Source organism: Mycobacterium sp. AMU20-3851, from assembly GCF_043974665.1.
Taxonomy (GTDB): Bacteria; Actinomycetota; Actinomycetes; order Mycobacteriales; family Mycobacteriaceae; genus Mycobacterium.
In genome coordinates, this window is sequence record NZ_CP146371.1 from 569938 (window position 1) to 596132 (window position 26195).

The window sequence follows — 26195 nt, forward strand, 5'->3', positions numbered from 1 at the left end:
TCGGCATGGGGATCCAGCCTGATGTGAGCCCATACGGGGGGCAGACGGTCACCGGCCCGGGTTGGCCGAACGTCGACGAGAACGCACTGGCCGCGGCGGCCGCGCAGTACGAGGCGCTGGCCGCCAAGATCAGCGGCACGGTGGTGCCGCAACAGCAGGGTCAGCTGACAAGACTCACCGGCGAGTGGGAGGGCGGCGGTTCGCTGGCCGCCGCCGGCGAGGCCAGCACGATCATCGGAGGCCACGAGGCCAACGGTGCCCAGGCCGCCGCCATCGCCGCCAAGCTGCGCACCATGGAGACCGCCGTCATCCAGACCAAGACGATGGCCAACATCGTGGCGCAGGAAACCCAGGCCGAGTGCATGGCGCTGCAGTCGATGCCGGTCAGCAACACACAGGCGTTGGTGCAGAGCCGGATCATGATGGGGCTGTCCCAGAACGCGGCCACGGTGTCGGCCAACGCCACCACGATGGCCAATGCCATCGGCGCCCCGCCGCAGTTACCCACCGGTGGTACCCCGCCGGTGGGTGCCCAGCAGATCGCCGGACAGGACCCGTCGCAGGCGATGCAGATGTTGGGGCAGCTCGCCGGGCTGGTCGGCCAGCTCCCGCAGATGCTGGGCCAGGCGATGGGCCAGGTGACCCAGGCCCCGCAGCAGCTCGCTCAGACCCTCGGTCAGCCGCTGCAACAACTGACTTCGATGCTCGGCCAGGGCGGTGGGGGTTCTGCGGGTCTGGGTGGGCTGTCGCCGTTCTCGGCGTTTTCCAACCATCCGCTGGCCGGTGGGACGGGTGCCGGCGCCGGAGCCGGAATGATGCGGGCTGCCGGTCTGCCCGGCGGTGGCGGGGGTCCGGCGCAGTCGCCGTTGATGGCCAGCCTGGTCGGCAACACATTGCCGGTCTCGGTGGCTCCCGCTCCGGGCGCCACTGCCGGCAGCGCAGCGATGGGCGGGATGGTGCCGGTGGCCGCGGGAGGCGGCATGGGTGGCATGGGTGCGCCGATGATGGGGCAGCGGGGAAGCAGCGGGGGCACCACCTCCGGTTTGGCGCTGCCGGAATCCCTCGAATATGACCTGGCCGAAGACGATGTCGATGAGGACTGGTGAACACCGATGACGAGCCCACTGCGTAAACCGGATGCGATCAGCTGGAGCGCGGCCGCGGTGGAGTTGCCGCCGATGCCGGTCATCCCGCCGGGTGCCGATGCGATGAGCATGACGATCGCGGCCGTGCTGCCGACGCTGGAAGCCTCGATGACCGCCAGCGTGACATCCCTTGCGGCCAAGGAGAACACCTTCTCCGGCAAGGTCGGAGCCGCGCAGACCGCCTACAACGTCGAGGACGCCGCCGGCGGGCAGTCGGTGGGCCAGATGGGGCAGATGCTCGGTCAGCTCGGCCAGCTCGCGCAGATGCCGCAGCAGGCGGCGAGCAGTCTCGGCGGGGGAGGCGGCGGCCAGGGAGGGGGCTTCGGCCAGCTCATGCAGCAGGCGATGCAGGGTGCCCAGGGGGCGGTGCAACAGGCGACACAGGCCGCGCAGCAGGGGCAGGGTCCCGGTGGTGGTCCCGGGGCGCCGGGGGTGCCCGGAGCCCCGACGCCGGAGCAGCGCGAGAACGAGCAGGACGAGCGCGAAGAACAGCTGAACCAGCGTGAGGATCAGCAGAATGAGCGCGAGGCCGCCCAGGATGCCCGCGATCGCCAGCAGGATCAGCGTCAGGCACAACTGGACTCCCGCGATCAGGCGGCCGCCGGGCCGTCGGCCGGCGGATCCGCGGCAGGCCCGGCGCCGGTGACGCCGCACGGCCCGTCACGGCCCACCACGGGTGGCGAGGATCTGTCCCGCCGGGTCTAACCGGGGTCGGCACCCTCGACCACCGCGCGCGCGACGTCGACCAGCCGGGTGTTGGTACTTCTGGCGTGGGAGCGCAGCAGGTTGAACGCCTGGTGGACGTCGATCCCGCGGCGTGCGGCGAGGACTCCTTTGGCCTGCTCGATCACGGTACGGCTGTGCAACGCGGTTTGGAGCTGGCGGTTCAGCAGGTCCAGGCGCATCGCGGTCCGCTGGTGCAGTATGCCGATGGTGGCCATGTCTGCCAGGGCCTGCGCGATGTGCATATCGGAGTCGCTGAGGGGGCCGGTGGCCGAACGGAGCAGATTCAGTGCCCCGATCCGATCCGAGCGCAATCGCATGGGCAGTGCGTAGACCGACAGGAAGCCCAATTCGACTGAGCGGGATGCGAACTGCGGCCACCGCCGACCGCCGATACGCAGATCGTCGACGCCGTACGGCCGTCCGCCGCGATACGCCAGCATGCACGGTCCGTTGTCCTGCTGAGTCTGGAACAGCTCCAAAAGACTGGATTGCTCACTGCTGGAGGCGAGCACCTGCAGGTCACCGTTCTCGTCGGCGAGCACGATTCCCGCAGCGTCGACCGGGAGTAGTGCCATGGCCGTCTCGATGAGTTGCTGTGCCAGCTCGATCAGGTCGAAATCGGCGACCATCGTGTCCGCCAGACCCACAACGGCACGGGCAAGTTTGTGGTACCGGTCCATCAATCCCCCTGCCCAATGCTGCCACAGCAGAATCGGGTTGCTGAAATGGAGCGGCGCCGTTCGGAATTTGGATAACTGAGAAGCTTTCCTCGGGAACGACTCTGACTGCGTATATGCACTGAAATGGACAATTCGGGTGACTGTCGAAGCCGGAAATCAGGTTAAGTAACGTTGCCGCCGATTCGTTGCGCCATATGTACCTCGGCTAGCTGTCGCCCCGAAATTCCCCTCGAAGCGGACACGGCGGGGCAGGCCCGGTGCAGACCGGGCCCATCGATCTGGATCGCGGCCGAGGTGTGGCTACGGTGCAGGAACACCCGATCCGGGCCCTTGCATCAATCCCCCGTGGGCAGCCTGTCATGGGCGGCGGGTACGCCCACGACTCGACGCCGCGACAACGGGACGTTGCCGTGTGGTTCCGCACGGGAGGTCGATAGGCACTTTTGGCGAAACTATTTGCATTCGCCATGAATGCGGTCGGGGGGTATGTGAAAGAGTTGCGAAGTTGCCCACAGGTCAATTAATCTCAGTGCTGCCTCGCTGCCCCAGTCCCTGGTTGTGAGGGTTTCGGGAGGGTTTTCGGAGATCTGAGCGGTCGGTGGGGGCCGTTGGAAATCCTGTTTCGAGAGTCGACGATAAATTAGCTCCAGAACTTGTGGGCTATTTCTCAGCCAGAATCGGCAGCTGCCGACGGTGTCGGTGACTCGGAGCGGGAGACATTTGACGGGAAGGCCGCGGACCGCTGCGGCCGACGAGCGTGAATGGGGCGCGGGGGATGAAAGCTTATGGATCGGTGGCACCCAGGGCGATTCCTGGGGATGTAGCACCGGTACTGGACCCGGACCGCACGGCAGTGCGGCAGGTCCACGGTCAAGATCCAGATCACGGCTCGCGGCTGGGCTACGGCTCAGCACGGTGGCCTGTGCATGGGCACCGGGAGGCCGCGGCGCCGGTCGTCGAGCGGGAACCGTTTCTCAACACCGAGATCCTGATCGTCGATGACTGCGTGCTGCACCGTGACAGTCTGGCCGCGGCGCTGGCTGCGAGCGGTGTGCCGGTCGCCGGATGTGCGTGGGACCCGGTCACCGTGGTGACCGGGATTCGCGATGCCGGGGCCGGCGTGGTGCTGCTGAACATCGCCACCCGTGACAGCACGGCGTTGCTCCGGGCTGCGTTGGCGACCGACCCGGCCATACGGGTCGTCGTACTGGGCGTGTCCCACGACGACGAGGCCGCCATCATCTCGTGCGCTGAAGCTGGAGTGGCGGGATACCACACGCGCACAGACTCTTTCGAGGATCTGGTGGTCCTGTTGAAGAAGGTTGCCGCGGGTGAGTCATTCTGTCCGCCGCTCGTATCGGCGGTCCTGCTGCGGCGACTGTCGACGTTGGCCTCCCAGCAGCAGGCCGCTGTGCCGGACGGGCCGGCCCTCACTGCCCGGGAGGCCCAGATCCTGGACATGCTCCGGCGGGGGCTCAGTAACCGGGACATCGCCGACGAACTGTGCATCGCCGTGCACACGGTCAAGAACCATGTGCACAGCGTGCTGACCAAGCTCGGCGTGCGCACCCGCGCTCAGGCCGTGGCGGTGTCGCTGCCACGGGGTTCCGAGTAGCGCGCCGAGGATCTAGATCCGGATTCGGCCAGAAATGAGTCCGCCGGTCTATGTACGGGCGGCTGCACCGACGTGATAGTTGAGCCGTAGCCATCGGACACCAATTTGCATGAGAGCTCGACCGTCGGTGTGAACCAGCCCGTGTAATCGCGGCAGTGGCGAAACACGCGTTGGCTACTTGATTCGGAGATTACCGATCGAGGCGGGGTCCAACCGGGTGGGGGACATCATCGACATCTACGAAGTTGGCCGGCATATGGCGCACGACGGCTATGTCCTGCCGCGCCAGATGGCGGACTTCAGAACGGCTTCGTCGAGCGAGGCCCGCGTCCCGCAGCTCCTGGCGCGGCGGGACATGCTCGGTCTGTTGCAATCCGAAACCATCCTGATAGTCGACGACTGCACACTCCACCGGGAGAACCTCAGCACCGCGCTGACGCTGACCGGGGTCAAAACGCCTGCGGCAGCGTGGGATCTGCGCTCGTTGGTCACAGCAGTCGACGAGATGAAGCCGGATATCCTGCTGCTGAACGTCACCACCCGTGACTGCGTGGCACTGCTGAAGTCGGCCACCGACATCGTCCCGAGACTCCGCACGATCGTGATGGGCGTGTCGGAGGAAGATGAGGCACAGATCATCGCCTGCGCCGAAGTAGGGGTAGCCGACTATCACATGCGCTCGGATTCATTCGACGATCTGCTCCGAACGATACAGCGGGTTGCCGACGGCGAGACGGCCTGCACCCCCGCGGTATCGGCCATGTTGCTCCGGCGACTCTCCGCGCTCGCAGCCGGTGGACTGTCCTCGGCCAATGAGCCGGCATTGACCACCCGCGAGACGCAGATCCTCAAGATGCTGGAGCTGGGAAGTTCGAATCAGCAGATCGCCGACCAGCTCGCGATCACCATCCACACCGTCAAGAACCATGTGCACAGCCTGCTGACCAAGCTCGGAGTCGGCACGCGGGCCGAGGCGGCGGCGATGTCACGCGGGCTGAGGCGCAGGCAGCCATGATCGGTCGAACTAGTCCGCGGGCCCGCCAAACATGGACCCGATTGCCCATGTACGCCGACGCCGGCGGGTTCGAGAGTGGTGAGGTGCAAACAGCTGACTTGGCCGCCGCAACATCACTGCGGACGCCCTGATGTGCGGGATCATCGCGTGCCGAACCCACGCGCCGTCAGTGGATTACCTCCTCGTGGGCTTGAAGAGGCTGGAGTACCGGGGATACGACTCCGCCGGTGTCGCGATCCAGACGACCGGCGGTGAGGTGATGCGAATCCGCCGAGCAGGCCGCATCCACGCCCTGGAGGAGGCAGTGCGTATGCACGCCGGGGCGGAACTGAACGGGGCAGGGATCGGCCACACCCGCTGGGCCACGCACGGAGTGGCCACAGAAGCCAATGCGCATCCGCATATCGATTGCACCGGCCGCATCAGTCTCGTGCACAACGGCATCATCGAGAATGCCGATCTGCTCCGGCGTGAGCTGGCGGCGTCGGGCCACCGGTTCGAAAGCGATGTCGACACCGAGGTTCTGTGTCATCTGATCGAAGCGAGCATGCTGCAGTCGGAGGACCTCGTCGACGCGGTGCGGTCGGCTTTGGGCTCGGTTGAAGGCGCCTGGGGCATAGCAGTTCTGGAGCAGGGCACCGGAAGGATCGTGGTCGCTGCCAACCGGTCACCGCTGCTCGTCGGCCGAACTGCAGCAGGGGCTTTTGCCGCCAGTGACATCGCCGCCATCGCAGACTGGGTGCACGAATTCCGGGCACTGGAAGACGGTGAGGTCATCGAGCTGACCGGTGACGGGGAGTCGGGCTGGGCCGGTTCTTCGGCCGAGGCACCGATGCTGGTTCAGAGCAGTTGGCGCAACGGCGATGCAGATCTGCAGGGTCACACCGATTTCATGGCCAAGGAAATCGAGGAGCAGCCGGGTGTGGCGAGCAGATTGCTCGACGCCATCGGTGACGGTGTCGCGAACGGGGAGCTCTGGCGGGCACTCGGACTGGGAGAGCTCAACCGTCTCCAGGTCATCGGCTGCGGGACGTCGCTCAATGCCGGCCGGGTGATCCGGCACACGGCGGCGGTACTCGGTGGACTTCCAGTGACGGTCACGGTGGCCAGTGAGGCGGCCGCCACCATCGTCGAGCCGGACACGCACCGCATCGCGATCAGCCAATCCGGGGAGACCGCAGATGTGCTCAGTGCGCTGACCACGATTCCCGCCGATGCCCCGCTGTTGACGATCACCAACAACACGCATTCGACATTGGCTCGTCGCTCGGACGCGGTGCTGAATTGCTCGGCGGGACCGGAGATCGGTGTCGCGGCGACCAAGACGTTCGTCAATCAGGTCATTTGCGGTGTCGCCCTGACGGTCTCGGCGTTGGTGGCCGGCAACCGTCTGTCGCCGGCACAGGGCCGGGCGCTGAGCGCGGAACTGCGGCGGTTGCCGGACCGGCTCACAGCTGCCATAGCAACCGCCAGGGCCGCCGTGCCGGACGTCGCAGGCGAACTGGTGGGGGCGAGCGGATTCATCTATCTGGCGAGAGGCTCGGGCCTCCCGTACGCCGCGGAGGGCGCGTTGAAGATGAAGGAGCTCAGCTACCGGTGGGCGGAACACCATCCTGCGGGAGAGCTGAAGCACGGGCCGCTGGCCCTGGTCGACGGCGGGACTCCGGTCATCGTGGTGGACAACGGTGAACCGAAATTGGTGGGCAACGTATCCGAGGTGCGTGCCCGCAACGGGCGGGTCGTCACCATCGGCCCGGCCGGCAGCACGATCCCGGCCATCGAGGCGCACGGTCATCCATGGGGCCCGCTCGAGAGCGTCGTCGCACTGCAGATGCTCGCCAGATCGGTGGCGCTCGCGCTGGGACGTGATGTAGACAAGCCGCGCAACCTCGCGAAGTCGGTGACCGTCGAGTGAGTGCCGCGTAGGTGTCCGGGGCGATCTAGATCAGGGCCTGCTCTGAAATGGCTCCGCCGGTCCATGTACGCGATGGTCCTGCCGACGTGATAGTTGACGTGCGCGCTCAGAGAAACCGAGAGCGTGTAGGCAATTCCGATATTGATGAAGCACGGGTCGCGAACTACCCCAGCAGGACTCGCTCACCGGCACCGTGGCGGCGCGTGGCCGCCCTGGAGAAGGCGGCAGCCGCCCCGCTATGCGGCGAATCGGACCAGCGGCCACGAGGGGATGGTGGGGCCAGTGGATATGTGGGCCGTCGACGACACGCGATCGAGTGAGGCTGCGTCGGGCCGCATCGACCATCGCGCAATGGAACACGGGCGCTTCGACAGACCCACGAGACCGACGATCCCGATGAGGGATAACCCAATCGGCGAGGCCGCGGTGCAGAACTCGCAGCGATCCCCGGAGCCGGGGCCCGTCGCAGGACGTACCGTGTGGAGTCCGTCGGCCGGCCCGAGCTTGCTGATCGTCGATGACCACACGTTGCACCGTGAGAACCTCGCCGCGGTCCTGACCTCCAACGGTGCGGCGCCGGTGTCGGCGTGGGACCTGCAGTCGCTGTTCACCGCTCTGACCAATAATCCGCCGGATCTCGTTCTGCTCAACCTGGATACTCGCGACAGCGGACTGTTGCTGCATGCGACTCTCGAAATCCGCCCACATGTGCGAGTCATCGTCCTGGGAATATCGGAGGACGATGAGGCCAGGATAGTCGCGTGCGCCGAGGCCGGAGTTGCCGGCTATCACCTGCGCACCGAGTCGCTCGATGAGCTCATCTCGCTGATTAGCAGAGTGGCACAGGGTGAATCGTCAAGTTCTCCGCTCGTCTCAGCAATCTTGCTACGTAGGCTCTCCACACTTGCGACCAAGCGGCAGCCGTCAATCCCGCGACTAGTCCTCACCCGCAGGGAGGTCCAGATCCTTCGGATGCTGGATATGGGCCTGACCAACCGGGAGATAGCTGCCGACTTGCGTATTGCCATCCACACGGTGAAAAGCCACGTGCACAGCGTGTTGAAGAAGCTGGGTGTCAGCTCCCGAGCCGAAGCGGCGGCGCGTTTCAGAACGACGGGCTTGCGGGAAGTGGGCCCAGAGAACTAAACCCCGGACCGGACTGAAATTCGCTCCAATGGCCCATGTACCGCCGGTCGCCGGTGACAGATAGTTGGCTAATGATATGGGGGGAAACGAATTTCAGCGACGAGGTGCCGGCGCACCCCGAAATGCCCGAAGTCGTTCAAGGTGTGAATGCCGGCGTGGCACCAGCCAAGAAGTTGCCGGTGTGTCTGGGGCGGAAAGTGGTCGTAGGTGCGCGGCGAGGGGTGCGCATCACCACGAGAGTGCAGCAGCTGCTGCACGAGTGTCGTTTGCCGGAAGGGCGGGCACGGTCATGAGTACGGCACCGGCGAAAGTGGTCGATCGGCCCACGTGCGGCTCCAACGGCCAGGACTCCACGGTCACCACCGAGGGGGTGGCCACGGTCGTCGCCGGCATTGCACAGATCGGTGCGGCATGTGATGCCCTGAAGAGGGCAGGTCACCACGCGAGCATCGCCGGAAACCGCATCCTGATAGATGACCAGGTGTACGCGCAGTTCGTCGGGGCCGGTGCAGGGAAGTACGGCCGTACCGCTGCGACCTGGATGATCTACCACGTGGCCGGCACGCCGCCGGCGTGGATTGTCGGCGCTGAGCCGCTTGTGGGTCTGCCCCAATGACGATCCGACAGGGAGGAGACGCTCCCGGGACGGTGTTGTCGATGGTGCCGGCACCTGTCCCCGTGGTGGCGTCCGACGAGCTGAAAGCACCTGCGGTAGAGAAGATCGAGCAACTGAGACGCTCGGACGGCCGTGCCCAATGGGAGCGCCGATACAGCCTCAACCTGCTCGTCACGGACACCGTTGTGGTGTGCGCGGCGGTTCTGTTGGGTCAGTACCTACGATTCGGAAACACCCTCACCGCCGACGGCGTCGACGGTCGCGTTGCGACGGCATGCTCCGCAGTCCTCGCGCTCGTCTGGCTGGCCGCGCTCGCCGGGCTTCGAGCGCGGTCACCCAAGTACATCGGTTCCGGCATCGAGGAGTACCGGCGGGTAGTGGCTGCCTCCTTCTGGACGTTCGGGGCAATCGCCATCGCCCAGCTGCTCCTGAAGCTGCAGGTGTCGCGAGGCTATCTGGCGGTTGCACTCCCGATCGGTGTGGCGGGACTACTCGTCGGTCGGTTCGCCTGGCGACGGTATGTGGTTCGACAGCGGTGCGCAGGCGCCTACCGCACTGCCGTTCTGGCGGTCGGACACCGGGACGCGGTGGTGGACCTGGTGAGTGAGCTCACGGACAATGTGGCGAACGGCTATTCGGTCGTCGGGATAGGAATACCCGGTTACGGCGCTCCGACCGGTGAGAACCTCACCATCAACGGGCGACTGATCCCCATCGTCGGTGGTGAGGGTTACGTCCTACAGGCGGTCCGCAGCTGCGGAGCGGACACCGTGGCGATCGCCGGCACGGAGCACTTCGGAGTCCGGGGCATCCGGCGGTTGCTGTGGGATCTGGAGCCCTTGAACGTCGAACTCGTCGTCGCGCCCGGCGTCATGGATGTCGCACGCTCCCGACTGGTGATGCGGCCCATCGACGGCCTCGCGCTGTTGCACATCGACAAGCCGCAGTATCGGGGCGCGAAACGAATTCAGAAGCGCGCATTCGACTTCTGCTTCGCCGCGGCGGCGCTTCTCGTGACCATGCCGATGCTGGTGGCTACAGCTCTGGCGATCAAGCTGACGAGCAAGGGGCCGATCTTCTACGCCTCCGAGCGCATCGGGATGGACGGTAAGCCGTTCTCGATGCTGAAGTTTCGAACGATGGTGGAGGGCGCCGACAAGGACGTCGTGAACCTCCTTCAGGCCAACGAGTGTGATGGCCTCCTGTTCAAGATCCGGAACGACCCGCGAGTCACGCCGGTGGGACGGTTCCTCCGTCGCTTCAGTATCGACGAACTCCCACAGTTCCTCAACGTTCTCCGCCAGGAGATGAGCGTCGTGGGTCCGCGTCCGCCGCTCAGGCGGGAGGTCGAACGCTACGACGACGACGTGCAGCGCAGGTTGCTCGTAAAGCCCGGGGTGACAGGACTGTGGCAGGTGAGCGGACGATCAGATCTGCCATGGGACAAGGCCGTCCGCCTCGACCTCTCATACGTCGACAACTGGTCGATGGTCGGCGACATTCTGATCGTTGGCAAGACATTGCAGGCTGTGCTGCGCCGCACCGGAGCCTACTGAGGCTCCACGCCTCGAGGAACAGGAGACGAACATCATGCGAGCACTCGTTACCGGCGCCGCCGGGTTCATCGGTTCGACCCTGGTGGATCGACTGCTGAATGAGGGCCACCAAGTCGTCGCGCTCGACAACCTGAGCACGGGTGTGCTGGGGAATCTGGATGAGGCTCGCCGTAAACATCGGCTGCAGCGTGACCGGTTCACGTTCGTACAGACCGATATCCAGGCACCCGAGCTCAGCGACATCATGGCGGGGGCCAAGCCCGACGTCGTCTTCCACCTCGCCGCGCAGGTCAATCTACGGGCGTCGATCACCGACCCGAAGTTCGACGCGCAGACGAACGTCCTCGGCACCATAAACGTGCTGGAGGCAGTGCGGCACTCGGGTGTCCGACGCATCGTCTACGCCGCGTCGGGAGGGTCGCGTTACGGCACACCCGATTCCCTCCCTGCAGATGAAACCCTCCGCGTCGACCCCATCTCACCGTACGCGGTGGCCAAGCTTGCCGGCGAAATGTACCTGCGTGCCTACGCCGAGATGTACGGCATCTGGCCGATCTGCCTGGCGCTGGCGAACGTGTACGGGCCGCGCCAGAATCCGCGCGGAGAAGCAGGGGTCATCACGGTGTTCGGCACTGCGATGATCACGAACCGAACCGCGACGATCTTCGGAAATGGTTCGGCCGCACGTGATTACGTATACGTCGATGATGTCGTCGAGGCGTTCATGCGGGCCGCTCACACGCCCGACGGAACAGTCGGCACGTTCAACATCGGTACGGGGCGGCAGGCCACCGTGCTCGACGTGCACCGGCAGATCGCCCAAATCCTAGGTAGTTCGACCCCACCGCTGTTCGAGCAGGCGCGCAGCGGTGAGTTGCAGGCGATTGCTCTGGATGCGTCGAAAGCGTTGGTCGAACTGGGGTGGGCTCCCTCGGTTGATCTGCCGGACGGTATCGGGCGCACCATCCAGTGGCTGCGCACCACCCTGGAAACCGATCCCGCAGAGCTGATCGGGGCGTGAAAGTGAGAAACCGGTACTGGCGTGCAGACGAATTCAATGGGGGGAGAGCGTGAATCAGCGACTGAAGGATCGCTTGGATCAGGTCCGGCGGCGATGGTGGATAGTCCTGGGCGTCGCGGTCCTCGCCACCTACGCCGCGGTGCTGCCGGTCCTGCAGATGCAGCCGACATACGTCGCCAGATCACTTCTCATTCAGTCGACACCGGGTCTGGCTCCCGAGCAGGACGCCGCGATGACGGTCGGCTATGCGACGGTCTTCAACGACCCGGCGACGATCGGTCGGCTGAAGGCCGCGACGAACACCCCCGAGGAGGTCGCCGTCGAGGCCAGGTCTGTTGCCACCAGCCCGATCCTGCTGATCGAGGCGACCGCCGACGACCCCGAGGTCGCCCAGGAGGCGGCGCAGAGCATGGCGACGGCGTTGCGTACAGACGTCGGGGAGGTGCGGCAAGCGGCGACGCGACAGCCGATACAGGACGCGGAACGAGAACTGGCGGATCTGGTGGCTCAACCGGGACCTGACGGTCAGTTGAATCCGATGGTGCCCGTGGTGCAGGCGCGTTTGGATACGATGCTGGCCGCCGCCACCAATCAGTTACGCGAACTCCAGTTGCGGGCCGGCGTCACCAAGACCGAAACCAATATCGCGGTCGAGACCGGCCTGCGCGCCGTAGGCGGGTTGCTCCTGGGAATCCTCGCGGCTCTCGGTGTCGCGACGGTGTCGTCGCGCATCGGGAACTCGGTCGACATGAGGGACAAGACGGACGTCGAGCCGCTGATCGAGATCCCCGACGGTGGTTCGACGAAGGGCAGCCGGCTACGGGAGGAACGACTGCGCCTGCTCGCGTGCAGAATCAGTCTTCACGACCTGCCGAAGTCGTCCGTCGTGTGCCTGTCCGACTGCCGCGGCGCGCGCGGTGCGCGGGACATCGCCAAGGCGCTGGCCGGTCTGTCCGCACAACAGGGACGCCGAACGGTTCTGGTGTATGCGGACAACGAGGAGACGCCGACGATCGCTGGTCTGGGATTCAACGACGCGCTCGCCGAATGCAACTCGGTCCAAAGTCTGCTCAGGGACAGCGAGGCCGAACCGTTGAAGATCCTTCCGGCGGGTGCCCCGGTGGTCGACCGGTATGCGCTGGTGAGCAGGGAACGGATCGATGCGGTGCTCGACGAACTCCGCGTCGTCGCCGAGGTCATCGTCATCGTCGCTTCGCCGATCGCCGACACCATCGATGCACAACAGATCTGTGCCGCATCGGATCTCACCGTGCTTGTGGTGGGCAAGGGTGTATCACGCGCCGGCGATGTCGATTCGGCTGCGCGGGCCCTTGCCGGCGCGCATGCGGTCGTCGCCGGCGGCGTGCTGGTCGACCGCCGAAAGTTCCGCAGATGACTGCGATGGTGCCGGTAGGGCGTCCACCCGGGGGTGATCGGACATGATTCTGCTTGCCGGTGCCTGCAGCCTGATCGTCGGGCTGTACGCGTTGCGAAGCCCGACGGTCGCCGCCATCGTTCTGCTCATATTGATCAGCCTGCGCCGGACACTCAATGCGTCGGTTCCGACTCCGATCGAGATGTGGTGGTTCGTCTTCGCGCTGCTTGTCGCCGCGACCGTGCTGTGGATGGATCGCACGCAAGATCGGTTGCGCGGCGTCGGGGCCATCGAGTGCGCGATGGCGGTGTACCTGTTGTGGAACGTCTACTCGATGGTGGCCCCGCACAAGTACCCGGCGGTCGACATTCTGGGGGGGCAACCCCTGACGGTGGGCCGGTTCATCATCATCGGGATACTTCTCCCGTTCGTGTTCTATCTGGTCGGGCGCTACACCTTCGACCGCCCCGCCGCCGTACGCGCACTGCTGTGGTTCATCGTGGCTTTCGCCACCTACTCGGCAGCCGTCAGCATCATGCCGTCCATCGGGCTGAGCGACGTCGTCTGGCCGCGCTACATCGTCACCGAGGTGCCTGCGGGATGGACCGGCCGCGCGATCGGCATCCTCGGACAACCGGTCGTCAACGGCATGGTTCTGGCACTCGGCTTCGCAGTCGCGATGTTCTTCGCCGGCCTACGCAGTGAACCGCGATACCGCAGGTGCGCAATGGTCGTCATAGCCGCTGCATGTGGCTGGGGCATCTACCTGACCCACACCCGGGCCGCCTGGGCCAGTGCCGCCGTCGTACTGATCCTGGGTGCGTTGTTGGCCAACGATAATCGACGGGGGTTCATCGCCGCCTTGGGACTAGTGAGTGCCGGTATCGCCCTGAATTGGTCGACATTCACCAGCCCCGACCGGTCCGCCGGCGGCGTTGCCTCGGCAAGCGAGGTCAACGACCGGCTCAACGCCATTCAGACATCGCTGTGGGCGTTCGAGCGGGAACCGTTGGTCGGCTGGGGAATCGCGCGGTTTCAGTCGATCAACACCTACCACCATCAGCAGTGGTCCTTGGATACTCCATGGCTGCGCGGGCTCGGCGAGGTGTCGCACGAGAACGAGCTCGGCATTCTCGCCGAGCTGGGCGTGATCGGGTTGGCCACGTGGATATGTGTACTGGGGTTCATCGCGCACCGGCTGTGGAAGGCGTACCGAACCCTGCCCAGCGACGATCTGTGCGGCCGGCCACTGGCGGTCATCTCGATCATGGGTTTCGCTGTCCTTGTCTGCACCGGTCTCACTGTCGACCTCCGTTTCTTCGACTACCCCACGGCCGTCATCTTCCTGCTTGCCGGAACGACCATCGGATGGTGGGAACGGGCCGGGCGCCGCGGCGTTGCCCCAGTCGTCGACACACCTGCGCGGCCGGTGATGTCACATGGCTGAGCAGCGAGCCCTCTGGGTTTCCACCGCGAGTAGGGGTGGCATCTCCTCCTATGTCCGCACCATGCGGCGGACGCCGCTGTGGGGCGAGTGGCGCATCCGCCACATAGCCACGCACCGTGACGGTTCCACCATCTGGAAGATCCTCGTGTTCGCGGCAGGGGCGCTGCGCTTCGCCGTCGAGCTGATTTGTTTCCGTCCCGATGTCATTCACCTGCACTCCGGCTCCCGCGGAAGTTTCGCGCGCAAGGCGATCCTGTTCTGGATCAGCAGGCCGAGCCGTGTGCCGGTCGTCTTCCATATGCACGGCTCGGGATTCCAGGAGGACTACGAGAGCTCGCCCCCGTTGGTGCGCGCGGTGATTCGCACCACGCTGTGCCATGTGAGCGCCTTCGTCACGCTGGGTGAGCTATGGGCCGAACGGATGCGGGATATCGTACCGAACGCTCGAATAGTGGCTGTTCCCAACGGTGTCAACCCGGCGCGCCGAGTACCGCAGACGACGGGCGACAAGCCGGTGCACGTGGTGTTCCTCGGTCGGATCGGCGATCACAAGGGCACGTTCACACTTCTCGACGCCTGGGCCAAGCTGGCCTGCGAGCCGTGGTTCAACACCGCCAACGGGAGCATCGCGACATTGACCGTCGCCGGTGACGGCGAAGTCGACCGGGCGCGCCGGCGGGTCCGGGAGCTGTGCATAGGAGGCACGGTCGAGATTCGCGACTGGCTTTCGGAGGCGGCGGTGGGGCAACTGCTCGACTGCGCGCAGGTGCTCGTGCTGCCGTCGCGCAACGAAGGGCAACCGATGGCGGTACTGGAGGCGATGGCTCGTGGTCTGTGCGTGATCACCACCGGTGTCGGTGGGCTGCCGGAGATGATCGGAGAAGGGTGTGGAGTGTTGATTGCCCCCGATGACAGCGAAGCGATTGCGACGGCGTTGGCCAGGGTCATCGTCGCGCCCGAACTGCGCGCCGAATATGGCTGCGCTGCCTATAAAAGGATCGTCGAGCATTTCGACACGCGCGTCGTCGGTCGTCGGCTCGATGCGTTGTATCGCGAGGTCCGCTCATGAGCGCCCGGCCGATCAAGATACTGTTCGTCGTCCCGAATCTGGCGGCCGGCGGCGCCGAACGGCATGTGAGCACCTTGCTTCCGCGGTTGGACCCGACACGTTTCGTACCATCGGTGGTCTGTCTCGGCTGGGACGGGGAGCTCTTCGCCGACGTGCGGGACTCCGGTATCGAGGCACGGGCGCTCTGGCTGACCAAGCGCCAGGCTGCGCGCGCACTGCGGGAACTTGTCTCGATCATGAGATCGGACCTGCCGGACGTCGTCGTGGTGATGGGTCGAAACGCCGAGATCATCGGCCGGATCGCGGCCCGCGTCGCCGGTGTCGCGCGCACCATCGTGTGGGTCCATCAGGCCACCGAGATCCTGCCGCGGGGAACAGGTCATCGCATGATCGATCGTGCCCTTCGACGCTGGACGAATCGCTACTTCGGTGTCGCCGAAGCCCAACGACGCTTTCTCGCCGATGAGCGAGGCTACCCGGTAGAGAAGATCCGGATCATCCGTAACGGCGTGGATCCGACATTGTTCGATGTGACCACCTGCCGGGATTCCTTGGGTGAGTTCGGGGTCACCGAGGGCGATCCGGTGGTGGGCATCATCGGCATGCTCCGGTGGGAGAAGGACCACGAGACGTTCCTCCGAGCGGCGCGTATCGTGCTGGACCAACTACCACGAGCAAAGTTCCTCGTCGTCGGGGACGGTCCGTGTCGCAGTGGACTCGAGGCGCTGTGCAGTGATCTGGACCTGTCCGGCAGCGTGTGTTTCACCGGTATACGCGGCGACATCGATCGAATTCTATGCGCAGTAGATGTTTTCGCAATGACCTCGACAACCGAGTGCTTTCCGATGGCACTGTTGGAGGCTATGGCCTGCGCGCGACCTGTTGTCTGCACGGCCGTCGGCGGGATTGTCGAGATCGTAAACGACGGTGAGACCGGCTATCTCGTTTCCCCGAGGAGTCCGGAACAGGTCGCGGCGCGGATGGTGCAGTTGTTGTCCGACCCGGAAGCGGCGCGCCGCATGGGTCTGGCCGGGCGCCGTCGCGTCGAGGCGGAGTTCGGACTGGATCGCAGCGTCGAGGCGGCGCAACGGGCGATAGAGGACTTGATCACAGTGCGATAGAAGGCAGCGCAGCGGTGCGACGCGGTTGTGCGACAGCGGAACAGCGGATGTGCGGTGGGGATCACCATGGAAGGGGATGGGCAATGAAACGCCACATTTTGATGCTTGTCGAGAATCTTTCGGTGCCGTTCGACCGTCGCGTCTGGCAGGAGGCCACGGCGCTGATCGACGCGGGATTTGCGGTCACCGTGATCTGTCCGACCGGAGCCGGGCAGGATGTCGAACGAGAGGTGGTGATCGACGGTATCCGGATACTGCGCTATCCCCTGCGTCCGGCGACCGGAGGGCCCGTCGAGTACCTGCGGGAGTACAGCCTGGCCCTGTGGCATACGTTGCGGCTCGCGATCAAGGTTCGTCGACTGGGACCGATTGACGTGGTGCACGCGTGCAATCCACCGGATCTGCTGTTCCTCATCGCGTTGGTGCTGCGTCCGACTGGCACCCGGTTCGTATTCGACCAACATGACCTGACACCCGAGCTCTTTCTTTCGCGCTTTCCCGGTGGTGCCCGAATCCTCTACTGGCTCACGCGGCTGGTCGAGCGAATGACCTTCGTCGTGGCCGACGCGGTCATCGCACCGAACGAGACGTACCGGCGCATCGCGATGGCGCGCGGAAAGGTGCCGCCCGACCGGGTCGCCGTGGTGCGCAGTGCACCTGACCTCGGTCGTTTCACGGCGCAGGCGCCCGATCCGAGCCTGCGGCGTGGCCAGCCGTATCTACTCGCGTACCTGGGTGTGATGGGACCGCAAGACGGCGTGGACTACGCCCTGAGATCGTTGCAGATCCTCCGTAATAAGTTGGGAAGGAATGATTTTCATGCCATATTCATGGGTGCCGGTGATGTCTTCGACGATATGGTTAAGCTCTGCGGGGAGCTCGGCATAGCGGATCGGGTCGAGTTTCCGGGGCGGGTGACCGATGACTTCGTCGCGCGCTGTCTGTCGACCGCCGACGTGTGCTTGTCGCCGGACCCGAAGAATCCCCTGAATGATATCTCGACCATGAACAAGGTGGTCGAGTACATGGCGATGGGGCGGCCCATAGTGTCCTTCGAACTCACCGAAGCGCGCGTCTCCGCCGGCGATGCCGCGGTATATGTGCCGGCGAACGACGAACTGGCCTTCGCCGCGGCGATCGACCAGTTGCTCAAGGACCCCCAATGCCGTAGTCGGATGGGTGAACTGGGACGAAGAAGGCTCGAGAATGAGCTGTCGTGGGAGGTATCACGCCGGTCGCTCATCGGGTTCTACGAGCGCCTCCTGGGAATGAACGACTCGGCCCCCGTGATGAATCAGATTGACATCCGTGCCGGTACCTAGGGCGTGCGGCCGCCATGCCGCCACACGAACTGCCGCGGGTTTGGTGGTCGGAGTCAGGTGTCCCTCGTGTGTTGACGATCGATACGGGCGCCGCCGGCGTCGTAATGGAGTCTTCTCTTCTGATATGGAGTTGGTGAACGGATCATGAGTGCTTCGCCGTCGGTTTCGTTGAGTGTCTTCGGACTTGGCTACGTAGGTTGCGTGAGTGCGGCCTGCCTCGCATCGCGCGGGCATCGGGTGACAGGGGTGGACGTCAACCCGGACAAGGTGAACGCCATCCGGCAGGGTTTGTCTCCGGTCATCGAGGAGAGGATCGGTGACGTCATCGCCGAGGTCGTGGCGGCGGGGGACCTCACCGTCACGACCGATGCGGCCCGCGCGGTGTCGGAGACGGATGTGTCCCTCGTCTGCGTCGGTACGCCGTCGGCCTCCGGCGGCGGCTTATCGACGTCATTCCTCGAGCAGGTCAGCGACCAGATCGGGGCCGCACTGGCCACCAAGGACGGATGGCACGTGGTGGTGTACCGCAGCACCATGGTGCCGGGGACCTGCGAGAATCTGCTGATTCCACGTCTGGAGTCGGCATCGGGCAAACGTGCGGGGCTGGACTTCGGGGTATGCGTCAACCCGGAGTTCCTGCGCGAGGGTACCAGTGTGCACGACTTCCATGAGCCCCCTAAAACTGTTGTCGGAGCGTCGGATACGCGTAGCGGATCGCTCGTGCTCGGCATCTACGAAGGCCTTCCCGGACCGCGCTTCCAGGTGCCGATCAGAGTCGCCGAGATGACCAAATATGTCGACAACAGCTTCCACGCGCTCAAGGTCGGGTTCGCGAACGAGATCGGGGCGATCTGCTCGTCGCTGATGCTCGATTCGCACGTCGTCATGGATATCTTCACCGCCGATACCAAGCTGAACATCAGCCCCGCCTACCTGCGGCCCGGGTTCGCATTCGGAGGCTCGTGCCTACCGAAGGATGTGCGGGCGCTGACCCACACGGCGCGCCGAAACGATCTGGACGTACCGCTGCTGGCGAATCTGCTGACGTCGAACGAAAGCCAGATGCGGCGCGCTGTGGACCTGGTGCTGAGCACCGGCCTGCACAAGGTCGGCATCTTCGGTTTGTCGTTCAAACCCGGTACCGATGATCTGCGAGACAGTCCGATGGTCGAGCTTGCCGAACGGCTGCTGGGCAAGGGGTTCGATGCCAGGATCTACGATGCGAACGTCGTGCTGTCCCGGCTCACCGGTGCGAACGGAGCATATATCCGCCAACAACTTCCGCATATCGGTGACCTGTTGACCGATGATGTCGATGAGGTACTCGACCATGGCGAGGTGCTGATCGTCGGCACCCGCGAACCTCGGGTTGTCGATGCGATCGCGCGGGCAGGTTCGGACCGGTTCGTCGTGGATCTGGTGCGCCTGCCGGACGCCGGGACACTGCGTGGTACCCCGAACTATCAGGGCATCGGTTGGTAGCGGAGTATGGGTATCAAGGTTTTGATGATCGGCCCGTATCCACTGGAGCCTGGTGTTGTTCGCGGTGGAATAGAATCGGCAACAAGCACACTGGTTCCGGCGTTGGCCCGACACCACGCCATCGACAGCGTCACAGTGCTGCGTTTCCACAGCGGCGACGCGCCGACGGACTTCCGCCGCGAGGGACCCAATGTCGAGGTTTATTACGTGCGTGGCCAGCGATTGTTGCGAACGGTCAGTCGGTCCTTTCTCGACGTGCGCAAGGCCCGTGCCATCGTCGCGCAGATCCGACCAGATGTGGTGCATGGCCAGGAGATCGGGCTCTACGGCGACATGGCTCAGCGATGCAGTTTGAATGCGGCGGTCACGATCCACGGCGTGACGCTCCCCGACACCAATGCGGATATGTGTGAGGGCCGCGGATTCCGAGGGCGACTGCGGAACAGGTTGATCCGGAATCTGGAGCGGCGTGTGGCGCTGCGTGCCAAGGTCCTCATCTCGATCTCGAAATGGAGTGCAGAGGTGCTGGATCAACCGCTCCGAGGCACCCTGGTGAGCATCCCCAATCCGGCTGGCGCGGATTTCTTCGCGTTGGCTCCGCCGGTCCCGACGAAGCCGTGTCTGCTGTTCGCGGGTGGGCTCATGCCCAACAAGAACGCTCTCGGGCTTGTCGATGCCTTGGCTCAGGTCCGGCTGACAGTGCCGCAGGCGCGTCTGTTGATTGTCGGCCCGGAGCCCGACGCCGACTATGCACGACGCGTTCGGGACCGGGTGAACGCCCTCGACTTGCAGGAAAGCGTCGAGATCGTGGGCCTTGTCGACAACGACCGAATGCGGCGGGAGATCGTGAATGCCCGAACGGTGGTGTTGTTCTCGCGGCAGGAGAATGCTCCCACAATTCTCGCGCAGGCGATGGCGGCGGGTAAGCCTGTCGTTGCGAGCCGGGTCGGTGGTGTGGGGGAAATGGTGGATGACGGTGAGACCGGATTTCTCGTGGAATCCGGGGACGAAGGTGCCCTTGCCGAACGCATCGTGAAACTGCTCGAGGACCAGGAACTCGCCCTGCGCATGGGTTTACGAGCCCACGAAGTCGCAATGGGCCGCTATTCAGCCTCGGCAGTGGCGGATATGACTGTTGAGGCGTACCGGAAAGCATGCGCGTAGGAGGAGTGACGATGGCCAGCATGAGGGATATCAAGTGTGCGCTGTTGTGCGCGTTCGGGGTCCCGATGCTCGAGCGCTGGAGACATGCGAATCGACTTGCGATCGTCATGTTCCACGGGGTCGAGGCAGAGTCGGTTTCTCCGCCCGCCGACTGGGTGATCGACATCCCCACCCTGCGGCGCGACCTGGAGTACCTTCGCCGTCACTTCACGGTCTTACCGCTCGGGGAGGCCCTCGAGCGTCTCCGTGACGGCACGCTGCCCCCACGCGCGGCCGCGGTGACCTTCGATGACGGGACGCGTAACCTGCTGACCAACGCCGCTCCGGTGCTGCGTGAGCTTGGAATCCCTGCTGCGGTCTTCCTAGCGACGGGACCGATGGGAACCGGTGAGTTGCTGTGGCCGGACCGGCTGTGGCACGCCTTCGCCGAGACGACCGTCCCTGAGGTCGACCTGTCGGCGGTGGGCCTGGACATCCTGTCACTTCGGACCGGGGCGGATCGTGTCGAGGCGCGTGATACGACACTGCAGGCCTTCAAGCAGCTGCCCGATGCGCAGCGAATCGCGGAGATCGAGTCGCTGGTCATTGCGTTGGGGCAGGAGTCCGGCTGTGCGAGTGACGGACCGTTCCGATTGCTCTCCTGGGACGAGGCGACTGTGCTGGGAAGCGACGGGCTGGTCACTCTGTACCCGCACACCGTCACTCACCCGATTCTTTCCCGCTGCGACGACGAGAAGGTGGAGTACGAGGTCTCGGAGTCGTGCCGGGCGGTCGAGATCAACACCGGGAGTGCGCCGACGATCTTCGCCTATCCGAACGGTGGGCTGCAGGATTTCGACGACCGCGCGAAGGCGGCGCTGCGCCGCAATGGCATCCGCTGGGCACTGTCGACACAGCCCGGCTTTGCCGGGCCGGACTCCGATCCCTATGAGTTGCCCCGTCTGGGACTGACCACGGAGTCCTTCGCGCAGTTCAGGTTGAAGGTCTCGGGGTTCGCGGGGCGGCCGCGCTCGAACAAGAGCTTGGCCCGGCGGATCCTTCCGCGCCGCCCGGCGACGGGCGAACGGCAGGAGGTTTCCGCGTGAACGTGGCGCCGTCACACACGGTCGTCAAGCGCATCGGCGCGGCTGCGCCCACAGTATCGGTGATCGTCCCGGCCTACCGGGTGCGCGCCACCCTCCGTGAGGCCGTCGACAGCCTGCTGCGCCAGACGTTCCGCAATCTGGAAGTGTTGGTCATCGACGACGCCTGCCCGGATCAGTGCACCGAGGTGCTGTTCGGCATCGATGATTCCCGGCTGGGCATCTTCCGCCTCCAGCGCAACGCCGGACTGGTGGGGGCGCGCAACGCAGCATTGGCGCTGTCGCGCGCGCCGTTCGTGGCGCTGCTGGACGGCGACGACGTCAGCCGTCCCAACCGGATCGCCCGCCAGATTGCGGCCTTCGAGGGCCGGCCCGATGTGGGCCTGGTGGGTTGCCTGGTCAACGGCATCGATATGCAGAGCCGCCTGATCACCCGGGGAATCGACGATTGGGGACTGGACGACGAGGCGCTGAAGCCACTGATGCTGTTCGCCAACCCGTTTCCGTCGGCGGTTCACATGTTGCGCCGAAGCGCGATCCCCGAGGGCGGTTTCCGGCCGATCTACGCCGAGGACTATGCGATGGCGGCTGATGTGGCGCGCCACCACGCCGTCGTGCTGGTGCGCGAGGCGCTGGTGGACTACCGCAAATCGCCCGGCGGCATCATGCACACCAAGTTCGACCAGGTGTCTCGCGACACCCTGCTCATCCAGGGCCGCTTGCTTCGGGAGGTGGGCATGGGCAAGGCGGAGTGTGACCCGTTGCTGATGTCGGCGCTGATGCATTGCAGTGCCCAGCCCCCCGGAGCTCTGAGCGTCGAGCGAATGCTCGCACTGCGCCAGTGGATGCAGGACCTCGAACGCGCCAACGCGCACAGCGGCCGATACTCGTCCGATGCATTGGCTCGCGCCATTGCGCGAGCCTGGGAACTGGTGCTGTTGCATGCGACCAGAGTGGAAGGGCTCCGGTTCGGGCGTCGTTATGCCCTCGATCTTCTTGCGTATCGCGCAGCGCAGGGGCGGTACCCGGTCCGCGCGCGCGCCGGCGCGCACGCCGTGCTGAATACGTGCAGACGCCTGCCGGTAACAGTCCGGTCCGCGAACAGGGAATGTTCGACGTGAGTTCTCCGTCCGGGTCCGATGTGGCCGCATCCGAGGGGTCCGCGCCCAGCTCACTGTCGAACACGTTGCGCCGTGGTGCGGCCATCTCGACCGGGGTACTGGTCTTCACGCAGTTGGTGGTATTGGTCCAGACCCTCATTCTGGCTCGTCTGCTTTCGCCTGAGGAAGTCGGCTGGTTTGCCGCGGGCACTGTGTTGTGCACATTCCTGCTCACCTTCGCTGAAGGCGGTATGTCCAATGCGCTGGTACAGCGCCAGGACCGGGTCGACGACGTTGCGGCCACCGTCTTCTGGGCCACGCTGCTCACCGGTGTTGGATGGGCTGCCGTGACGGTGGTCAGTGCTCCGCTGATGGCGTGGGTCTTCGGAAGCGAAACAGTGGGGCTGATCACTGCAGCGTCGGCCGGGTCGATCATCCTGCACGCGCTGACGTATGTGCCGGACGCACTGATGCAGCGCCGCTTCGATTTCCGTCAACGGCTGATCGTCCAGCCTGTCACCACCGTCACCTTCGCGCTGGTCTCGGTAGCCCTGTGCGCAAACGGGTTAGGGGTCTGGGGACTGGTCATCGGGTTCTACTGCTCGACCGTGGCCTGGCTCATCGCAACCTGGACCCTGGCCGGATGGCGCCCCGGCGGGCCGGGGCGTGCCTCCTTCGCGCTGTGGCGTGAACTGGCCAAATTCTCTGTGCCACTGGTGGTCTGGACTGTAGTGAACAGGGTACGAGAGCTGCTCGAGACCGTCGTGGTCGGCGGGGCGCTGGGCGCGACTGCGCTGGGCTACTACAGATATGGTCTGCGGTTGGGTGGACTGCCGGAAAGGGCCGTGATAGACGTCGGTTCTTACGTTCTGTTCCCGGCCTTCTCGCGGCTGGCCGCCGATCCGGCGCGGTTTCGCTCGGCATTCCTGCGGGCCCTGCAGGTGCTGTGGTGTCTGGCCGTCCCGGTTGCCTGCTTCATCGGCGCCGCCGGCGAGCCGCTGGTCGCAGTGCTGCTCGGCGAACAATGGCGAGGAGCGGGTACCATGCTGGTGGCACTCGCGGGCCTGGGGCCCGGAGTGGCGCTGATGGCGATCGGTATGGAGTCGATCAAGGGGTTGGGCCGGACGCGCCTCTTGCACTGGGTGACGCTGGTCGGCACCGTCCTCGGGATCGGACTGCTGTTCCTGCTTCTACCGCTCGGCGTGGCGGGTGTCGGCCTGGCCCTGTCAATTTCGTGCCTGACGGCCGGTGCGCTGAGTGTTCTGCTGGCTCGCCCGCTCGCTGAAGTGTCGTTCGGTGAGCTGATACACCGCCTGGTCCCGCCGATCCTGGTGGCGGCCGTGCCGGTGGTTGTCCTCGGCATCAGCGAACACCTGCTCGTCCATTCCGACGAGCGCGGTTTCCTGCTGGGTGCGGCGGTCTTGCTGGCCGAGGGTGCGGGGTTCTTCGCACTGTACGGGGCCGGCTTGGCGCTGTTCGTGCCGGCAGCGTGGCGTGAACTGTCGGAGGCGGTGCGGCAGCTCCGTAGGCGATCGTCGTGAACAGACAGGAGCAGTGGTGAGTGTGGCGTGGAGATTGGTCGATTTCGACGCGCTCAGCGCGCAGGAACTGGAAGGTTGGCGGAAGGTACGAGAGTCGGATCCGACACTCGACAGTCCGTTCTTTCATCCAGAGTTCGCCGGCTCGGTGCATGCGGTGTTCGGCAACGTTCATGTGGCCGTCGACCGGGATCGTCAGGTGTGGTTCCCCTTGCAGGTACGCAGGCGGGTGGCGAGGCCGGTGCTGACCCCGGGTGCAGACTTCCAAGGTCCGATCATGCCGGCCGGGACTTCTTTCGATCCTGCCGAGTTGGTCCGGGATACCGGTTTGCGCGCACTACAGTTCAAGTTCCTCCAAGGGCACCGAGCCGATTTCGGTCCATGGGTGCAAGAGTGTCGGCCGTCTCCGTTCCTCGACGTCACTGGTGGTCTGGAGGGCTATCTGGGCAGGGTCGGCAAACAAGGCCGGCACAAGATGAAGAGGGTCACCAACAAAACGGATCGTGAGCTCGGGCAGGTCCGCCTGGTATGGAACTGCGCGGACCCGGACCTGCTGGATCAGCTCATCGAGATCAAGCGTTCTCAATACGAAGTGACCGGTGGATATGACTTCTTCGCCCGGTCGCGAAACCGGCATCTGGTGCATCACCTAGCGCAGACGAAGAAAGATGGCTTCGAAGGCGTCCTGTCGGCCGTCTACGCGGACGATATGCTGTTGGCCGCTCACTTTGGGTTGCGCGACCGCGATGTGCTGCACTGGTGGTTCCCGGTGTTCAAGCGCGAGCATTCCCATCTGTCGCCGGGCTGGATTCTTTTGCGGGAGTTGATCACATCGGCGCCCGACAGCGACGTGACACGGATCGACCTCGGGGTCGGCGACGAGGATTACAAGCTTCGCTCGATGACGGGCTCGGTGTCCGTCTGTGAGGGTGAGGTGACAGCGACCGTTCTGGAGAAGCGGTTGTGGCTGGCGCGTCGTGCCGCCGCAGATAGGATTAAGTCTTCATCGCTGTGGCCCCAACTGCGCACTGCAAAGAACCGGACGATCAGGGCGATTCACGAGGGAGACAGCCGATGAACCCGATGATGCGAGGCCGATCGTGTGCCCCCTATATCTCCTCTCGGAGGATACCGCCGATCCGCATCCGGTTGGTGATCCCGGCTCCTCTCTTTGCGTACCAACCGAACTGGAGATACGGGGTACTGCCGAACACCGTCGGTACCCCGGTGGCATCGACGTACGGGACACCGTCCATCCAGACCTTGTAGTAGCCGTCAGGTGAATTCGACCATTTCACTTCAATTTTGACTGCCACCCACTTGTCCCAGGGGACTGCGGGACCAGTCGTGAAAACATAGGACGCGGTGGACGCGCCGGACGCGATATCTCGGGCGAGGCGGAACGTCGAATCAGCGTTCAGTGCTATGTGATGGCCGCTTCCCGTATCCGTATGGAACTCCCATAACACACCGGTATGCCACGTGTCGGCCAGGGCTTGGCGCGGCAGCAGTAACTGGAATGTCCAGCGTTCGGCACGGCCGATGGGGGATGCGGCGGGGTACTTCACCGTGAGAATCGCCTTGCATGTCGAATCCCAGGGCGTGATTTTCGAATCGGGTACGACAAACTCGAACCCGTCGCCAGCCGGGGTTTCCACCACGGAGAACCCGTCGGCGGCGATGGCGGGCTGAGTCCATTCCGGTGAAAACACCGCAGACAGATCGGCGTAACCGCGGATTGCGTCGGTGAGGTCGGCCGGTGGACCGGCCGCGTGGTCTGATCTGTCCGGACGTGCACCGGAGACAGGAAACCAGACCCCGCCCCGTAGCGCGTAACCGAGTCCGAGGAGGCTGCCGCCCACCCCGAGCATGCCCAGCGTCCGCCGTCTGTCAAAAGTCGGCCTGTGGCGCCGCTCCATCGGCCTCACCCCCACGCTCGAGCCTATGCCCTGAGTGTCGAGGTGTCCATAGTCCTTTGTCCAGATCGACGGTCGCCGCCGACAGTGAACGTTTGTCGATTTCTCACGCGAGTAATGCGAAATGCGGTCTCTACGTGTATG

At 64.9% G+C, this 26195-nt stretch carries 22 protein-coding genes; 20 read left to right on the forward strand and 2 right to left on the reverse strand.

Translation table 11 applies throughout. From position 1 onward, the window contains the following. The first annotated feature begins 5 nt into the window (after window positions 1-5). Entirely contained in the window at window positions 6-1106 is a 1101-nt protein-coding gene (locus V4U86_RS02840; protein WP_395309785.1) for a hypothetical protein, read from the forward strand. Between the two features lie 6 nt (window positions 1107-1112). Then, window positions 1113-1850, forward strand: coding sequence for a PE domain-containing protein (locus V4U86_RS02845; protein WP_395309786.1), 738 nt, complete (start codon window positions 1113-1115; stop codon window positions 1848-1850). On the opposite strand, the gene V4U86_RS02850 is transcribed toward V4U86_RS02845, so the two are convergent. After that, window positions 1847-2551, reverse strand: coding sequence for a GAF and ANTAR domain-containing protein (locus tag V4U86_RS02850; RefSeq protein WP_395309787.1), 705 nt, complete (start codon window positions 2549-2551; stop codon window positions 1847-1849). The two genes, V4U86_RS02845 and V4U86_RS02850, sit on opposite strands and share 4 nt — an antisense overlap. Window positions 2552-3473: 922 nt before the next feature. On the opposite strand from V4U86_RS02850, the gene V4U86_RS02855 reads away from it, so the two are divergent. From V4U86_RS02855 to V4U86_RS02940, 18 genes are all read left to right on the forward strand, one after another. Continuing rightward, window positions 3474-4166, forward strand: a complete 693-nt coding sequence (locus tag V4U86_RS02855) for a response regulator transcription factor (RefSeq protein WP_395309788.1) — start codon at window positions 3474-3476, stop codon at window positions 4164-4166. A 217-nt stretch (window positions 4167-4383) separates the two neighbouring features. Beyond that, window positions 4384-5181 (forward strand): LuxR C-terminal-related transcriptional regulator, encoded by a 798-nt coding sequence (locus V4U86_RS02860; RefSeq protein ID WP_395309789.1) that lies wholly within the window; start codon window positions 4384-4386, stop codon window positions 5179-5181. Window positions 5182-5311: 130 nt separating this feature from the next. Next, window positions 5312-7096 carry a glutamine--fructose-6-phosphate transaminase (isomerizing) gene (gene glmS, locus V4U86_RS02865; RefSeq protein WP_395309790.1) on the forward strand — a complete coding sequence of 595 codons (1785 nt, stop codon included), beginning with the start codon at window positions 5312-5314 and terminating at the stop codon, window positions 7094-7096. 288 nt (window positions 7097-7384) lie between these two features. Then, complete coding sequence (locus V4U86_RS02870; RefSeq protein ID WP_395311896.1) at window positions 7385-8242, forward strand: LuxR C-terminal-related transcriptional regulator; 858 nt, start codon at window positions 7385-7387, stop codon at window positions 8240-8242. A 289-nt stretch (window positions 8243-8531) separates the two neighbouring features. Next, window positions 8532-8858 carry a hypothetical protein gene (locus tag V4U86_RS02875; RefSeq protein WP_395309791.1) on the forward strand — a complete coding sequence of 109 codons (327 nt, stop codon included), beginning with the start codon at window positions 8532-8534 and terminating at the stop codon, window positions 8856-8858. 41 nt (window positions 8859-8899) lie between these two features. Next, entirely contained in the window at window positions 8900-10414 is a 1515-nt protein-coding gene (locus V4U86_RS02880) for a sugar transferase (protein ID WP_395311897.1), read from the forward strand. A gap of 34 nt (window positions 10415-10448) precedes the next feature. After that, a complete protein-coding gene (locus tag V4U86_RS02885) occupies window positions 10449-11435 on the forward strand; it encodes a GDP-mannose 4,6-dehydratase (protein WP_395309792.1) in 987 nt (328 codons plus the stop codon). 49 nt (window positions 11436-11484) lie between these two features. Further along, on the forward strand, window positions 11485-12831 hold the full coding sequence (locus V4U86_RS02890; protein WP_395309793.1) for a hypothetical protein: 1347 nt from the start codon (window positions 11485-11487) through the stop codon (window positions 12829-12831). A 43-nt stretch (window positions 12832-12874) separates the two neighbouring features. Beyond that, window positions 12875-14257, forward strand: a complete 1383-nt coding sequence (locus tag V4U86_RS02895) for an O-antigen ligase family protein (protein WP_395309794.1) — start codon at window positions 12875-12877, stop codon at window positions 14255-14257. After that, window positions 14250-15326, forward strand: a complete 1077-nt coding sequence (locus V4U86_RS02900; protein ID WP_395309795.1) for a glycosyltransferase family 4 protein — start codon at window positions 14250-14252, stop codon at window positions 15324-15326. The genes V4U86_RS02895 and V4U86_RS02900 overlap by 8 nt, the downstream gene beginning before the upstream one ends. Beyond that, on the forward strand, window positions 15323-16447 hold the full coding sequence (locus tag V4U86_RS02905) for a glycosyltransferase (RefSeq protein WP_395309796.1): 1125 nt from the start codon (window positions 15323-15325) through the stop codon (window positions 16445-16447). The genes V4U86_RS02900 and V4U86_RS02905 overlap by 4 nt, the downstream gene beginning before the upstream one ends. Before the next feature lie 83 nt (window positions 16448-16530). Next, window positions 16531-17769 (forward strand): glycosyltransferase family 4 protein, encoded by a 1239-nt coding sequence (locus tag V4U86_RS02910; RefSeq protein WP_395309797.1) that lies wholly within the window; start codon window positions 16531-16533, stop codon window positions 17767-17769. A gap of 144 nt (window positions 17770-17913) precedes the next feature. Then, window positions 17914-19251: a nucleotide sugar dehydrogenase gene (locus V4U86_RS02915; protein WP_395309798.1), complete on the forward strand. Its 1338-nt coding sequence runs from the start codon at window positions 17914-17916 to the stop codon at window positions 19249-19251. Window positions 19252-19257: 6 nt separating this feature from the next. After that, window positions 19258-20415, forward strand: a complete 1158-nt coding sequence (locus tag V4U86_RS02920; RefSeq protein ID WP_395309799.1) for a glycosyltransferase family 4 protein — start codon at window positions 19258-19260, stop codon at window positions 20413-20415. Between the two features lie 11 nt (window positions 20416-20426). Then, window positions 20427-21500: a polysaccharide deacetylase family protein gene (locus V4U86_RS02925; protein WP_395311898.1), complete on the forward strand. Its 1074-nt coding sequence runs from the start codon at window positions 20427-20429 to the stop codon at window positions 21498-21500. Beyond that, a complete protein-coding gene (locus V4U86_RS02930) occupies window positions 21497-22618 on the forward strand; it encodes a glycosyltransferase family 2 protein (RefSeq protein ID WP_395309800.1) in 1122 nt (373 codons plus the stop codon). Before V4U86_RS02925 ends, V4U86_RS02930 begins: the two co-directional genes overlap by 4 nt. A 65-nt stretch (window positions 22619-22683) precedes the next feature. Further along, window positions 22684-24138 carry a lipopolysaccharide biosynthesis protein gene (locus tag V4U86_RS02935; RefSeq protein ID WP_395309801.1) on the forward strand — a complete coding sequence of 485 codons (1455 nt, stop codon included), beginning with the start codon at window positions 22684-22686 and terminating at the stop codon, window positions 24136-24138. A gap of 16 nt (window positions 24139-24154) precedes the next feature. Beyond that, complete coding sequence (locus V4U86_RS02940) at window positions 24155-25213, forward strand: GNAT family N-acetyltransferase (protein ID WP_395309802.1); 1059 nt, start codon at window positions 24155-24157, stop codon at window positions 25211-25213. 31 nt (window positions 25214-25244) lie between these two features. Here the strand turns inward: V4U86_RS02940 and V4U86_RS02945 are convergent, their stop codons facing one another. Continuing rightward, window positions 25245-26054 carry a heparin lyase I family protein gene (locus V4U86_RS02945; protein ID WP_395309803.1) on the reverse strand — a complete coding sequence of 270 codons (810 nt, stop codon included), beginning with the start codon at window positions 26052-26054 and terminating at the stop codon, window positions 25245-25247. Window positions 26055-26195 lie beyond the last annotated feature (141 nt).